Below are 13,552 nucleotides of genomic sequence, written 5' to 3' on the forward strand. Positions count from 1 at the left end.
TATAAATCATAATTGGCACTGGCTTTACAAGCACCCTGTTGAGTTCTCAAAGAACAACCACACACCGACCAGAAGCCCCACCTCAGTGGAACCCCGTTTCGGGGCTTTTCGTTCGCGTCCCTTAGCGCTTCCAGCGCCAGGCACTTTTACTACGTTACCCGCCCGTTTCCGCCGTGTCAAACCGGTGTTTCGCGGTTCGTCATGCTTCATCCGGTAATGCGGGCACCATGTCTCGACCGGCTTGCGCCGCCCTCGTCACGGATTTGGCAGGCCGGCCGCTGCGGTTTCCCGCAAGCTCGCCCGGTGCCCTGCCGGTTGGTAACCATACCCGGTCGGTTTCGCCGAACCAAATCCGCCTCGCGGCGTTTCTGGCGGCACCTCCCGGTCCGGAATCTGGTGGGCATGCCCGCCCGACCCCGAGGCCGTCGGCCGGCGCTCCGGCCGTTTCAGGCTTTCGCCTGTTTCGTCCGTTCCGCGCTGGCAGAGAGAAAGTTACGCGTCCGGCGGGATGATCGTCAAATCCGCCGGACGCGTCCCCCGTCACATCGTCGACAGTCGACTATTCGCCCAGCTCAACGCCGGCGAACGAACGCTTGCCGCGACGCAGCACCAGGTATCGCCCGTGCAGCAGATCGGATGGCGACACTGCGGCGTCCACCTCGGTCACCCGGGTGTTGTTGACATAGGCGCCACCCTCGGCGATCACCCGGCGAGCCTCCTTGAGGCCACTGACCAACCCGGAGTCCCGCAGCAGCCCGGCCACATCCGGCAACTCGCCGGACAGACGCACCAGGCCGGCCTCGGTCAACGCCGCGCGCAGCGTCTCCGGGGCCAGGTCGTCGAGCGACCCCCGGCCGAAGAGGGCCTGACTGGCGGCGATCGCCTGTCGGGCCTCCTCGGGACCGTGCACCAGGGTGGTCAGCTCCTCGGCGAGCGCCCGCTGGGCCAGCCGAGCGGCCGGCCGTTCGGCTGTCGCCTTCGCCAACTCCTCCAGCTCGTCGCGGCTCCGGAAGCTGAAGTAGCGCAGGTAGCGGTCCACCTCCTGGTCCTCGACGTTGAGCCAGAACTGGTAGAACGCGTACGGGCTGGTCATCGTGGGGTCGAGCCAGACGGCACCGCCCTCGCTCTTGCCGAACTTCGTGCCGTCGGACTTGGTGACAAGCGGCGTGGTGAACGCCTGCACCGGCCCCACCCCGCGTCGACGGACGTAGTCGACGCCGGCGGTGATGTTGCCCCACTGGTCGGACCCGCCGAACTGGAGCTGGCAGCCGTGTCGGCGGTGCAGCTCGAAGAAGTCGTTGGCCTGCAGCAGCTGGTAACTGAACTCGGTGAAGCTGATGCCCGTCTCCAACCGGGCGCGCACCACCTCCCGCGCCAGCATCTTGTTGACCGGGAAGTGTTTGCCGACGTCCCGGAGGAAGTCGACAACCGACATCGCGCCGGTCCAGTCCAGGTTGTTGACCAGCTGCGCCGCGTTGTCGCCCGAGTACGACACGAAGGGCGCGAGCTGCTCACGGATCCTCTCCACCCAGCCGGCGATCACCTCGGTCGGGTTGAGCGCCCGCTCGGCGCTCTCCTTCGGGTCACCGATCTGCCCGGTCGCCCCGCCGACGAGCAACAACGGGCGGTGGCCGGCGAGTTGCAGGCGGCGGGCCATGAGCACCTGCATGAGGTTGCCGACGTGCAGGCTCGGCGCGGTGGGGTCGAAGCCCACGTAATAGGTGGCCGCCGTCCCGCCGTCGAGCAGCTCGCGCAGCTCGTCGAGGCCGGTCGAGTCCTGGATGAGGCCACGCCAGAGCAGGTCGTCGGTCAGGGATTCCCGCCGGGTCGGCGGGGGGCTGCTGTCGGTCACGGTCACCGATTCTCCCTCATCGTCGGCTCCGACCCGTACCGGGTTTGCCGCAACCCGCCCCGGTTAGGCTTGCGGCAAGTTGATCGAGGAGGGGTTTGCCGTGGAGATGCCGGACCTGACGGGTGGCCTCGTCGCCCTGCTCGGACTGACGTTCAAGGAGGCGTCCGCCGACCGGGTGGTCATCAGCTGGCAGGTTCGACCGGAGCTGCACCAGCCGTACGGCCTCCTGCACGGTGGCGTGTACTGCTCGGTCGTGGAGACCGCGGCGAGCGTGGGGGGCGGCCTCTGGCTGGCCGACCGCGGCACCGTGGTCGGTGTGTCGAACCAGACCGACTTCCTGCGGGCCGTCCGGGACGGGGAGCTGACCGCGGTCGGCACGCCGGTGCACCGCGGCCGTAGTCAGCAGCTGTGGCAGGTGGAGATCACCGACGCCGAGGAGCGGCTGGTCGCCCGCGGTCAGGTGCGGCTGCAGAACCTGTCACGCCCCTGACCGGCGGCACCGGGACGGTTCAGCTGCGGGCCTCGTCCAGCACCGGCTCCGCGGTCTGCTCGGCGTCGGGGTCGGCCTCCTCGGGTACGCGGCTGACCCGTACCTCGGTGATCGCCCGATGGTCGATGCTGGCCACCATCAGCACCCAGCCGTCCAGGGTGACATCCTCGCCCGCGACGGTGGGGATGTGCCCGAGTCGGGCCAGCACCAGGCCGGCGACAGTGGTGTAGTCGCCGTCCGGCCGCGACGGCAGCTCGACGCCGATGTCCGGCAGGTCGTGCACCGGGAAGGTGCCGGGCAGCAGCAGCGCGCCGTCGGGGTCACGGCGCACCGAGCGCACGTCCCGGTCGGTCTCGTCGTAGATCTCCCCGACGATCTCCTCCAGGATGTCCTCCAGCGTCACGATGCCGTCGACGGCCCCGCGCTCGTCCACGACAAGTGCGATGTGCTGACGCTCGGCCTTGAACTGACGCAGCGCGTCCACCACGGGCAGCGAGTCGGGCAGCAGCATCGGGGGGCGGGCGATCTCGTCGACCGGACGGTCGTCGGGCACGCCCACCAGGTCGCGCAGGTGGATCACGCCGGCCGTGTCGTCCAGGCCGCCGTGTCGCACGACCGGCGCCCGGGAGTGCCCGGTGGCGGCCAGCACGAGCCGCGCGGCCTCCGCGGTGGTCCCGCTGTCGAGCGTGAAGACCTGCAACCGGGGTACGAGGACAGCCCGCAACCGCCGATCCGCGATCTCCACGGCACCGGCGATGATGGTGCGCTGCTCCTTGGTGAAGCCGTGGTTGCCGGCGACGATGTCCCGTAGCTCGTCCGGGCCGATCTCCTCCGGCTGGTGCTTGGGGTTGAGCCCGACCAGGCGGACCACCACGTCGCTGGTGGCGCCGAGCGCCCAGACGGCCGGCCTGGTGAAGGTGGCGAGCAGGTCGAGTGGGCGGGCCACCAGCAGCGCCCACCGCTCGGCGGACTGCATGGCGATCCGTTTGGGGGCCAACTCGCCGAAGACCAGGGTGAAGAAGGTCAGCGCGAGGGTGACCACCACGATGGCCATCGTCTCGGCCGCGCCGCCGAACACGCCGAGCAGCGGGACGAGCGGCTTGGCCAGGGAGACCGCCGCGGCGGCGGAGGCCAGAAAGCCGGCGAGGGTGATGCCGATCTGGATGGTGGCCAGGAAGCGGTTCGGGTCCTTGGCGAGCCGGGCCAGCACCCGCCCCCCGCGACTGGTGCGCTCCAACCGCTGGATCTGGCTGTCCCGCAGCGACACCAGCGCCATCTCGCTGCCGGCGAAGAGCGCGTTGATCACGACCAGGATTCCGACCAGGGCCAGTTGGCTCCCGTAGCTCTGCACGCCCGGTTCGCTCCCTCTGCGGTGGTGGCACCGGCCACTACGCGCGGCGCCCGCCGGTCGGCGAGCCCGCCGGCGTAGGCGTGTCTTTGCCCCGTCCCGTCCCGGCCGAATCCTGCTCGGGCGAGGCTACGCCGAATCGGTGTCCCCGGGGCGGACCGGACGTCGGGCCACCGGGCCGGATCGCGCGCCGGGGCGGTCAGGCCGGATCGGCCGCCGGGGCGGTCGGCAGGTCGAGGACGTACGAGTCGCCCTCCGGGCGGAAGCCGAGCCGGTGGTAGTAGGGGGCGACCATCCGGGGCGGGCTGACCACCCGGTGGAAGCCCCGCTCGGTGAACAGGTGACTGCGCCGGTAGACGAACTCACCCGGGGTGAAGTCGCGGAACTTCGGGGTCACGTAGTCCAGGTCGATCTGGGCGACGCCGCGCGCCTCGGCGTGGGACAGCACCACGCCCACCACCTCGTCGGCGGTGACCACCAGGAAGGCCGATCGTCCGGACGCGTCCGGGTCCCAGCGGAAGTCGGGGTTGAACCGGGCGATGTCGGTGGCGTGCACCCGCAGCGTGTGCGCGAGGAACTGGTCGCCGACACCGACCTCCACCACCTGGTAGGTCTGCTCGTCGTGTCGGGTGGCGAGCATTCCGCGCAGGTACCAGATGTTGATCACCGCGAGCACGATGTTGAGCCCGACCATGGGCCAGACCTCGATAGCGGTGTTGTAGCCGATCAACACGACGCAGCCGACGAGGTTGATCGCGCGCAGTCGCAGGACGCGCGACTGCAGCAGCGACCAGACCAGCACCGCGGAGCCGGCCCAGCCGACCAGATCCAACCAGTTCACCCCGCGAGACTAGTGCCCGCCCAGGTCAGCGGCGTCGGCGGGCAGCTCCAGCAGCCACTCCTCGACGTCCTCTCCGCGGCCGTTGGCGTACCCCGAATCCTCACCGACCACCACGAATCCGCACTTGCGCAGCACCGCGAGGGACGCGGCGTTGTCCTTCGCGGCGCGGGCGTGCACCGGTCGGGGCAGCTCGCGCAGCAGGGCGGCCAGGGCCGCCGTGGCGAGCCCCCGGCCCCAGCGTTCGGGGTCGATCCAGTAGCTGACCTCGGTCTGGTCGTCGACCGGGAAGGCGCTCACGTAGCCGACCACCTCGCCGTCGGCCTCGACGGTGCGGACCAGGTTCGCCGGGTTGGTGAGCACCCGGGCCCAGTGCTGGGCGAACTCACGACGGTCGGTGGGGTCCTTGGGGCCGAACGCGGCCATCCGGTTGGCCTCCGGGTCCTGCTGGTGCAGGAAGAACTCGACGAGGTCGTCCTCGCGGACCGGTCGCAGCAGCACGTCGGAGGTCATCGGACGAGGGTACGCAGCCGAGGGCTCAGTCGCTGACCGCGGCGACCGCCAACACGGCCGCGAGCATCGAGCCGGCCACCGACAGCAGGCGACGCCACGGCACCCGCGCGTCGAGCACCGGCAGGGCACGCCACCGGGTCGCCGCCACCGCCACCCCCGCCGCCGACAGGGCCGCCCCGAGCGGCCAGAGCCAGACCGGCACCACCGACCAGTCGCCCATGCGGTGGGCCAGCCCGAGATAGGCGAACGCCCACACCGACGCCGCCGACACGGTGACCCGGTCCAGTTCACGGCGGCGGACGGTGCCGAGCAGGGACAGGCCGCCGAGGAAGGTGAAGGCCACCGCGAGACCGGCGCCGATCCAGACCGACGTCCCCGCTGCGGCCGCCCCGGCCTCCGTCTCCGGCACCCCGAGCAGCCGCAGCCCGATCGGCTCGACCCCCCGGTCGGTGTTGCCCAGCACCACCACCGCTCTGCCGGTCGCGCGTTCCAGACCGATGTAGGACCGGAACCCGCTGGTCGCGCCGTTGTGCCAGACGATCTCGTGGTCACCGTGCCGGGTGGTGAACCAGCCGTAGCCGACGCGGGTGTCGTCGTCCTCGCGGAAGCGGGCGGTGGCGGCGTCGGCGCCGGGTGCGGTGCCGGCGAGGGTCGCGGCGGCCAGCCGGCCCAGGTCCTGCGCGGTGGACCAGGGGCCGACGCCGGCCGGGGCGTATCCGACGCCCCACCAGGGGTCGAGGGGGCGATTGGCGGCCCGGCCGCCGTGGGCCCGGTCGGCCGGCAGGTCGTCCGTGCTGGTGGCGATCACCGTGTCGCGCATGTCGAGGGGCTGGAGCAGCCGTGCCCGCAGCAGTTCGGCGTACCCGACGCCGGCCTTCGCGGCGAGCGCGTGGCCGAGCAGGGACGGCCCCACGTTGGAGTAGTGGACCTCGCCGCGCCCGTCGTCGGGTGTGATCCGGTTGGCGGCGCCGCTGATGGTGTCGACGCCCTGCCCGGCGTACGGGTTGCCGCCGGAGAAGTTGGCCCAGAGAAGGCGAGCCCAGCCCAGGACGGAGCCGGGCGCGAGCCGGGGCAGGCCGGCGCGGTGGCTGGTCAGCTCGGCGAGCGTCACGTCACGCGCGGGGCCGGTGATCGTGGGCCAGGTGGCGCCGAGGTGGTCGTCGGGGCGGACGACACCGGCGGCGGTCTGGTCGGCGAGGAGCATGCCGGTGAGCACCTTGGTGACCGAGCCGATCTCGAACGAGGTGTCGGGCTCGACGGGTCGGCCGGTCCGGTCCCGGTCGCCCAGGCCGGCGGTGCGGATCCGGCCGTTCTCGACCAGGGCGACGGCGAGCCCTCGGTGCCCCGACGGGTCGCGTACGGCGGCCCGGGCGGCAGCGGCCAGGTCGGGGTCGCCGGTGGTCTGCGGGCCGAGTCGGGCCAGCCGGGGCATCAGCGCGACCCCGGCGACGCCGACGACCAGCGCGACGACGAGGGTGATGACTGTGGTTCTGCGCACGGTGCTCTCCTTGGTCGCTGCTACTGCGGGCGGGCGGGTCAGCGGCCGGCGGCGGTGAGGATGACCAGCAGCGGCACCACGCGTTCGGCGGGGACGACCCACCGACCCCGGCCTGCGCTGCGCAGCCAACCGGCCGCGGTGATCTGGCGCAGGTGGTGGTGGAGCTGACCGGTGGTGCCCAGGTCCTCGATCTCGGCCAACTCGCTGGTGCTCTCCCTGCCGCCGAGGATCTCGCGCAGCAGCCGCAGGCGCACCGGGTGGGCCAGCGCGGTGAGCGCGCCGGCCAGCTCCGTCCAGTCGGCGGCGAGCACGTCGTCGACGGTGCGGCCGTACTGCCAGTCGTAGTGCTGGTCGGCGACCCGGACGGTGCCGGTGTAGAGGACCGCGCCCGCGCCGTCGGGTGGCAGACGCTGCTTGAGGCCGTCGAGGGCCCAGAAGGTGCCCTCGGGCGCGGGCGGCGTTGGTGGCGCCGCCGTCAGGCGCTCGGTCAACGCGGCGACCTGCGTTTCCAGCGCGGCGAGCCGCGACTCGATGGTGGTCATTAGTCGATAATACGCATGAACGTACTTCCGTATAATCCAGGGGTCGGCAGGTCCGGCGGGGGCCATTGGTCCCGGGCCCCTCGGGCGCAAGGCCTCTGCCCCGGTTGATCATCCAGCGGGATGGTGAGACGGACGGCGTGCCGGTGACGCGCCGCGCGGGAGGGGGAGGTCAACGGTGGCGAAGACCGGCGGTCCGGGCCGGACGCTGGAGGGCACGATCGACGTGCCGGTAGCGGTCGGCCTCGGCGCGGCGGAGGCCGCCGCCCGATTACGGGCGAACGGACCCAACGCGGTGGCACCGCCGCCGCGCCGGCATGCCGCCGTACGGGTGCTGCACCAGCTCACCGACCCACTGGTGGCCTTGCTGCTCGCCGCCGCGGTGGTGACCACTGTGCTCGGCGACTACCCGGACACCGCGGTGATCGTCCTGGTCGTGCTGGTGAACACGATCATCGGGGTGGTGCAGGAGATCCGCGCCGACCACGCCATCGCGGCGCTGGGTCGGCTCGCCGCCCCCACCGCCCGGGTGGTCCGTGACGGAAGGGACCTGGCCGTCCCCGCCGCCGACCTGGTCCACGGCGACCTCGTCCGGATCGAGGCGGGCGACATCGTCCCGGCCGACCTGCTGCTGGTCGAGGCGAACCGGCTGCAACTGGACGAATCCGCCTTGAGTGGCGAGTCGGTACCGGTGGGACGGGCCGTCGGACAGGAGGCCCTCGCCGGGACAGTGGTCACCACAGGGCGCGCGGACGGCACGGTGATCCGGACGGGGCCGGCGAGCGCGTTGGGCCGGATCAGCGCCCTGGTCGCCGGCACGCGGCCCGCCGCTACTCCCCTGCAACGCCGGCTCTCCGCCCTGGGCCGCACGCTCGGGTTGGTCGCGGTCGTGCTGTCGGGGTTGGTCTTCGCGATCGGGGTGATCAGCGGGCGGCCGGTGGTCGACATGGCCATCACGGCGGTGAGTCTGGTCGTCGCGGCGGTACCCGAGTCGCTGCCGGCGGTGGTGACCCTCGCGCTGGCGCTGGGAGCACGCCGGATGGCGGCAGCGCACGCCATTCCGCGTCGGCTGCACGCGGTGGAGACACTCGGCTCGGTGACCGTGATCGCCTCCGACAAGACGGGCACCCTCACGGAGGGGCGCATGGCGGTGCAGCAGGTCGCCACCACCACCGGGGCACGGTACGAGGTCACCGGCAACGGGTACGCCCCGCACGGCGCCGTGCATCAGGATGGCGCGCGGGTGGCCGTACCGGAGGAACTCCAGCGGCTGGCGCGGGCCGGGCTGCTCTGCAACGACGCCGCCCTGTCACCACCGGACGACGAACGACGCGACTGGGGCGCCGTGGGCGATCCCCTCGAAGCAGCGCTCGTGGCCTTCGCGGCCCGGTGCGGCCTCGACCCGCAGCGCACCCGCGCTGCCTGGCCACGGGTCGCCGAGCACCCGTTCGACCAGGCCCAACGGCGGATGGTCACCGTGCACCGGTCCTGCGAACAGCGCTATCTCGTCGTCTGCAAGGGCGCCCCGGAAAGCGTCCTCACCCCGTCGCTGCTCGACGCCACCGACGACGAGATCGCCGCGCTGACCCGCACCGCCCACCGGCTCGCCGGGGAGGGCCTGCGGGTGCTCGCCGTCGCCGCCACCCTGGCGGACACGCCGCCGGACCCTGCCGCGCCGACCGGCATGCGCCCGCTCGGGCTGGTCGCCGTCGGTGACCCGCTACGCGCCGGCGCGCCCGAGATCGCCGAGAGCCTCGACGCCGCCGGGGTACGGCTGCTGCTGATCACCGGGGATCACCCGGCCACCGCCGCCGCGATCGGCATCCAGCTCGGCCTGTGGCACGACGGTGACCCTCTCGCGCGTGGCGACGACGGCTCGACACCGCACCCGGACACCCGGGTCTTCGCCCGGACCCAGCCGGAACAGAAACTCGACATCATCGCGGGCCTACAGGCCCGGGGTCATGTGGTGGCGATGACCGGCGACGGAGTCAACGACGCGCCGGCGTTGCGCCGCGCCGACATCGGGGTGGCGATGGGTGGCGGCACCGAGGTCGCCCGGCAGGCCGCCGACCTCGTCCTCGTCGACGACGACCTGTCCACAGTGGCCTCCGCCATCGGTGAGGGCCGCCGCATCTACGACAACATCCGCCGGTTCCTACGGTACGCCCTCTCCGGTGGGGTGGCCGAGATCCTGGTGATGCTGATCGGCCCGCTCTTCGGGCTGGCCGTACCGCTGCAACCCGCACAGATCCTCTGGGTGAACCTGCTGACCCACGGCGTACCCGGGGTGGCCCTCGGTGCCGAACCCGCCGAACCGGGCACGCTGCGCCGTACGCCCCGCTCGCCCCAGGAGTCGGTACTCGGCGCCGGGCTCGGTCGGGACGTCCTGGTCACCGGCACGCTGATCGCCGCCGTGGTGCTGGGCGCCGGTGTGGTGGCCGCCGCCCGGGACCTGCCCTGGCAGTCGGTGGTCTTCGTGGTGCTCGGCCTGGCCCAGCTCGGCGTGGCACTGGCCGTCCGGGCACCCCGGCCGGCGGGCGCGCCGCGCGGCAACGCCGGCCTCCTCGTCGCGGTCGCGGTGTCGGCGCTGCTCCAGGTCGGCGGGGTGCTGGTCGCTCCGCTGCGGGACCTGCTCGGCACCGACCCCCTGGCACCGACAGTGCTGCTGGCCTGCGCGGCGGTCAGCGCCCTGCCCGGGTTGGCGCTACGGCTGACCCGTCACCGCGTGACGGGACCAATGGCCCCCCGGTCCCCTACCGTCCGCCCCTGATCATCCACACCGGCCCGACGCAGGATGGAGTCGACATGAGGGAGGACGAGATGACCAGCAGATCCGGTGCCCCGGTGGTGGTGGCGGTGGACGGTTCGACGTCGGCGTTGGAGGCGGTACGGGTCGCCGCGCGGGAGGCTGTGACGCGGGGCCGGCCGCTGCGGGTGGTGCACGCGTTCATCTGGGCGCTGCACGGCGTGTCGCTAGAGCCGGCGCCCGGCGCTCCCGACGACGCAGGGTTCCGACACCAGGCGGAACAGACGGTCGCCGACGCGGTGGCCGAGGCCGGCAAGATCGCGCCGGACCTCACCGTCACCGGCACTGTCGTCGACGGTTCGCCCACGCCCGTGCTGTTGGCCGAGGCCCGGGACGCGGCGCTGGTGGTGCTCGGCAGCCGGGGCCTGGGCGGCTTCGCCGGACTGCTGGTCGGTTCGGTGGCCGTGCAGGTCTCCGCCCGCGCCGACTGCCCGGTACTCGTCGTCAACGGCACGGCCCGCGCCGACGGACCGGTCCTGGTCGGCATCGACGGCTCGGCCCTGTCCACCGAAGCGCTGGGTGTCGCCTTCGAGGAAGCCGCACTGCGGGACACCGGCCTGGTGGCGGTGCACGCCTGGAACATCCCCGTCCCGCCGAGCGCCCTCCTTCCGGTAGCCGACAGTTTCGAAGCGCTCGCCGGCGAGGAGGAGCGGGCGCTGGCCGAGGCGCTCGCCGGTTGGTCCGAGCGGTACCCGGACGTGCCGGTCCGGCGCCACATCGCGTACGGCGCACCGGCGCGGATCCTGGTGGAGGAGTCGTCGCGGGCGCAGCTGACAGTGGTCGGGGCGCGCGGCCGGGGCGCGTTCACCGGCATGCTGCTCGGCTCGGTGAGCCACGCGGCGCTGCACCACTCCCACAGCCCGGTGATGATCGTCCGGCACGTCCGGCAGGACTGACACCCCTGCTCGCCCGCCCTCGCCGACCGCATCCCGGCCGGTCGGTGCCGGCGCGTTCGGCGGCACCGCGACAGCGCACCACCGACAATGAGTTGACCAACCCAGGGGGTGCCGATGAACCGACCCGTCGTGGTGGGCGTGGACGGATCGCCGTCCAGCCTCGTCGCCGCCGAGCACGCGGCCCGCGAAGCAGTGCTCCGGTCCCGGCCGCTGCACCTGGTGCACGGCTTCCTACACCCGCTCGGCTACGGCGTCCCGCTCAACCCGTACGACCTCGGGGTGCCGGCGCCCTCCGCAGAGGCGCAGGAGATGTTGGAACGTACCGCCGCCGAGCTGACCGACCGGTGGCCCGGCCTGGTCGTCGAGGTACGCCAGGTCGCCGGCGGTCCCGGCATCACCATGATCGAGGAGTCCCGCCGGGCCGACCTGGTCGTGGTGGGCAGTCGAGGGCTGGGCGGCTTCGCCGGGCTGTTGCTCGGCTCGGTCGGCGCACAGGTCGCCGCGCACGCGCACTGCCCGGTGCTGGTGGTCCGCCCCGACGAACAGCCGATCCCGGTGAACGACCCGGTGCTCGTCGGCGTCGACGGGTCCGAGTCGTCCCAGCTCGCCGCGGGCTACGCGGCCGACGCGGCCGCACTGCGGGACGTGCCGTTGGTGCTGGTGCACGTCGGCCCACCGGAGGAGGGCCGAACGGTGCCGGAGGAAATCGAGGAGTCGCAGGCCGCGTACCAGGCCGAGGCGGTGCGGCTGCTCGCCGACGCCTCCACAGCGGTCCGCGCCGCGCATCCCGACCTCGTGGTGCGGGAGCATCCGGTCCAGGCGGACGGCGCGGCCCAGGGGCTCATCGAGGCCAGCGGAGGCGCGTCGCTGCTGGTCGTGGGCACCCGGGGCCGGGCCGGGTTCGCCGGGATGTTGCTCGGCTCGGTCAGCCAGGCGGCGATCCAGCACGCGCACTGCCCGGTGCTGGTCGCCCACCCGTACCCGGTCAGCTGACCGGCGCGTCGTCTCCTCGGCCGAGCAGTTGGAGGAAGTCGGTGGTGAGGGCGAACGGGTCGGCGGGGCCGTCGGTCGGCGGCCGACGCTCGATCTGGTCGGCCAACTCCCCCGCGCCGCGCCGGATCCGACCCCGCAACGCGCCGTCGGCGGTGCCGTCGGACCAGTCTTCCGGCGCGGCGAAGACCGCCGTCGGCACCACGACCGACCGCAGGTACGCGAACATCGGGCGGACGGCGTGCTCCAGCGCCAACGAGTGCCGGGCGGTGCCGCCGGTGGCGCCGATCAGCACCGGCCGGTCGACAAGCGACTCCTTGTCCAGCACGTCGAAGAAGGACTTGAACAGCCCGTTGTAGGAGGCGCTGAAGATCGGGGTGACGGCGATCAGGCCGTCCGCGCCGGTCACCGTGTCGACGACCTCACGCAGCGCCGCCGGGGCGAACCCGGTGAGCATGTTGTTCACCACGTCGTGGGCGTACTCCCGCAGGTCGACGACGTGTACCTCCACCTCGGCGCCGCGCCGGACCAACTCGTCGCGGGTTGCCGCGGCGAGCTGGTCGGCGAGCAGCCGGGTCGACGAGGGCTGGCTCAGCCCCGCCGCGACCACGGCCAGGGTGCGGCGGGTCATCGGGTGGCCCCCTCCGGCGCCTTGCCCGTCACGTCGTCGACGGCGTGCACTGTGCTGTCCTTGGCGCCACCGGCGGCGGCGACAAGCGAGGCGTGGGTGGGCGCCTCCGGCACGTGCGCCGGGCGCAGCGCGGCGAACTCCTTGCGCAGCACCGGCACTACCTCCTCGCCGAGCAGGTCGAGCTGCTCCAGCACCGTCTTCAGGGGCAGGCCCGCGTGGTCCATCAGGAACAGCTGCCGCTGGTAGTCGCCGACGTACTCCCGGAAGCCCAGGGTGCGGTCGATGACCTGCTGCGGGCTGCCCACGGTAAGCGGGGTCTCCCGGGTGAACTCCTCGAGCGACGGGCCGTGCCCGTAGACCGGGGCGTTGTCGAAGTACGGACGGAACTCGCGGACCGCGTCCTGCGAGTTGCGGCGCATGAACACCTGCCCACCCAGGCCGACGATGGCCTGGTCGGCGGAGCCGTGGCCGTAGTGCGCGTACCGCTGGCGGTAGAGCGCGATCATCCGCTGGGTGTGCTCCTTGGGCCAGAAGATGTGGTTGGCGAAGAAGCCGTCGCCGTAGTACGCGGCCTGCTCGGCGATCTCCGGGCTGCGGATCGAGCCGTGCCAGACGAACGGGGGCACCCCGTCGAGTGGACGCGGCGTCGAGGTGAACGACTGCAACGGGGTGCGGTACTTGCCCTTCCAGTCGACAACGTCCTCGCGCCACAGCCGGTGCAGCAGCTCGTAGTTCTCGATCGCGAGGGGGATGCCGGCGCGGATGTCCTTGCCGAACCACGGGTAGACCGGGCCGGTGTTGCCGCGGCCCATCATCAGGTCCACCCGGCCGTCGGACAGGTGCTGCAGCATCGCGTAGTCCTCGGCGATCTTCACCGGGTCGTTCGTGGTGATCAGCGTGGTCGCGGTGGACAGCAGCAGTCGCTCGGTGCGCGCCGCGATGTGGCCGAGCATGGTGGTCGGCGACGACGGCACGAACGGCGGGTTGTGGTGCTCGCCGGTGGCGAAGACGTCCAGGCCGACCTCCTCGGCCTTGAGCGCGATCGCGACCATCGCCTTGATCCGCTCATGCTCGGTCGGCTCCCGACCGGTGGTCGGGTCGACCGTGACGTCGCCGACGGTAAAGACTCCGAACTGCATGACCAGCTC

Annotated in this window: 12 protein-coding genes; 4 read left to right on the forward strand and 8 right to left on the reverse strand. The window is 72.4% G+C overall.

Annotated elements, in window-relative coordinates; genetic code table 11:
* Positions 1–559: 559 nt before the first annotated feature.
* Positions 560–1,852, reverse strand: a complete 1,293-nt coding sequence (gene tyrS, locus AB0B86_RS24375) for a tyrosine--tRNA ligase (RefSeq protein WP_357413183.1) — start codon at positions 1,850–1,852, stop codon at positions 560–562.
* Positions 1,853–1,958: 106 nt separating this feature from the next.
* On the opposite strand from tyrS, the gene AB0B86_RS24380 reads away from it, so the two are divergent.
* The gene (locus AB0B86_RS24380; protein WP_357413185.1) at positions 1,959–2,342 is read left to right on the forward strand and encodes a PaaI family thioesterase; all 384 of its coding nucleotides are present in this window, start codon (positions 1,959–1,961) and stop codon (positions 2,340–2,342) included.
* Between the two features lie 19 nt (positions 2,343–2,361).
* Here AB0B86_RS24380 and AB0B86_RS24385 read toward each other — a convergent pair whose 3' ends face one another.
* From AB0B86_RS24385 to AB0B86_RS24405, 5 genes are all read right to left on the reverse strand, one after another.
* Complete coding sequence (locus AB0B86_RS24385) at positions 2,362–3,693, reverse strand: hemolysin family protein (protein WP_357413130.1); 1,332 nt, start codon at positions 3,691–3,693, stop codon at positions 2,362–2,364.
* A gap of 196 nt (positions 3,694–3,889) precedes the next feature.
* Entirely contained in the window at positions 3,890–4,531 is a 642-nt protein-coding gene (locus AB0B86_RS24390) for a hypothetical protein (RefSeq protein ID WP_357413132.1), read from the reverse strand.
* A 9-nt stretch (positions 4,532–4,540) separates the two neighbouring features.
* A complete protein-coding gene (locus AB0B86_RS24395; RefSeq protein ID WP_357413134.1) occupies positions 4,541–5,041 on the reverse strand; it encodes a GNAT family N-acetyltransferase in 501 nt (166 codons plus the stop codon).
* A 25-nt stretch (positions 5,042–5,066) separates the two neighbouring features.
* Entirely contained in the window at positions 5,067–6,539 is a 1,473-nt protein-coding gene (locus AB0B86_RS24400; RefSeq protein ID WP_357419870.1) for a serine hydrolase domain-containing protein, read from the reverse strand.
* Between the two features lie 38 nt (positions 6,540–6,577).
* Entirely contained in the window at positions 6,578–7,081 is a 504-nt protein-coding gene (locus tag AB0B86_RS24405) for an ArsR family transcriptional regulator (RefSeq protein WP_357419871.1), read from the reverse strand.
* Between the two features lie 175 nt (positions 7,082–7,256).
* Between AB0B86_RS24405 and AB0B86_RS24410 the strand changes: the two genes are divergently transcribed.
* The 3 genes from AB0B86_RS24410 (at position 7,257) to AB0B86_RS24420 (ending at position 11,776) form a co-directional block, all read left to right on the forward strand.
* On the forward strand, positions 7,257–9,851 hold the full coding sequence (locus tag AB0B86_RS24410) for a cation-transporting P-type ATPase (RefSeq protein ID WP_357419872.1): 2,595 nt from the start codon (positions 7,257–7,259) through the stop codon (positions 9,849–9,851).
* Positions 9,852–9,901: 50 nt separating this feature from the next.
* Positions 9,902–10,783 (forward strand): universal stress protein, encoded by an 882-nt coding sequence (locus AB0B86_RS24415; RefSeq protein WP_357419873.1) that lies wholly within the window; start codon positions 9,902–9,904, stop codon positions 10,781–10,783.
* A 108-nt stretch (positions 10,784–10,891) separates the two neighbouring features.
* Entirely contained in the window at positions 10,892–11,776 is an 885-nt protein-coding gene (locus tag AB0B86_RS24420; protein ID WP_357419874.1) for a universal stress protein, read from the forward strand.
* On the opposite strand, the gene AB0B86_RS24425 is transcribed toward AB0B86_RS24420, so the two are convergent.
* Positions 11,769–12,404 (reverse strand): FMN reductase, encoded by a 636-nt coding sequence (locus tag AB0B86_RS24425; RefSeq protein ID WP_357413146.1) that lies wholly within the window; start codon positions 12,402–12,404, stop codon positions 11,769–11,771. The genes AB0B86_RS24420 and AB0B86_RS24425 overlap by 8 nt on opposite strands.
* The gene (locus AB0B86_RS24430; RefSeq protein ID WP_357413149.1) at positions 12,401–13,543 is read right to left on the reverse strand and encodes an LLM class flavin-dependent oxidoreductase; all 1,143 of its coding nucleotides are present in this window, start codon (positions 13,541–13,543) and stop codon (positions 12,401–12,403) included. The genes AB0B86_RS24425 and AB0B86_RS24430 overlap by 4 nt, the downstream gene beginning before the upstream one ends.
* Between the last annotated feature and the right edge of the window lie 9 nt (positions 13,544–13,552).

The organism is Micromonospora sp. NPDC049047, from assembly GCF_040649135.1.
In the GTDB taxonomy this organism is placed as follows: Bacteria; Actinomycetota; Actinomycetes; order Mycobacteriales; family Micromonosporaceae; genus Micromonospora.

Excerpts from the sequence above, each read along its gene's own strand:
- AB0B86_RS24425 (WP_357413146.1), bottom strand. The coding sequence starts at position 12,404 with ATGACCCGCCGCACCCTGGCCGTGGTCGCGGCGGGGCTGAGCCAGCCC.
- AB0B86_RS24405 (WP_357419871.1), bottom strand. The coding sequence starts at position 7,081 with ATGACCACCATCGAGTCGCGGCTCGCCGCGCTGGAAACGCAGGTCGCC.
- AB0B86_RS24430 (WP_357413149.1), bottom strand. The coding sequence starts at position 13,543 with ATGCAGTTCGGAGTCTTTACCGTCGGCGACGTCACGGTCGACCCGACC.
- AB0B86_RS24415 (WP_357419873.1), top strand. The coding sequence starts at position 9,902 with ATGACCAGCAGATCCGGTGCCCCGGTGGTGGTGGCGGTGGACGGTTCG.
- AB0B86_RS24380 (WP_357413185.1), top strand. The coding sequence starts at position 1,959 with ATGCCGGACCTGACGGGTGGCCTCGTCGCCCTGCTCGGACTGACGTTC.
- AB0B86_RS24395 (WP_357413134.1), bottom strand. The coding sequence starts at position 5,041 with ATGACCTCCGACGTGCTGCTGCGACCGGTCCGCGAGGACGACCTCGTC.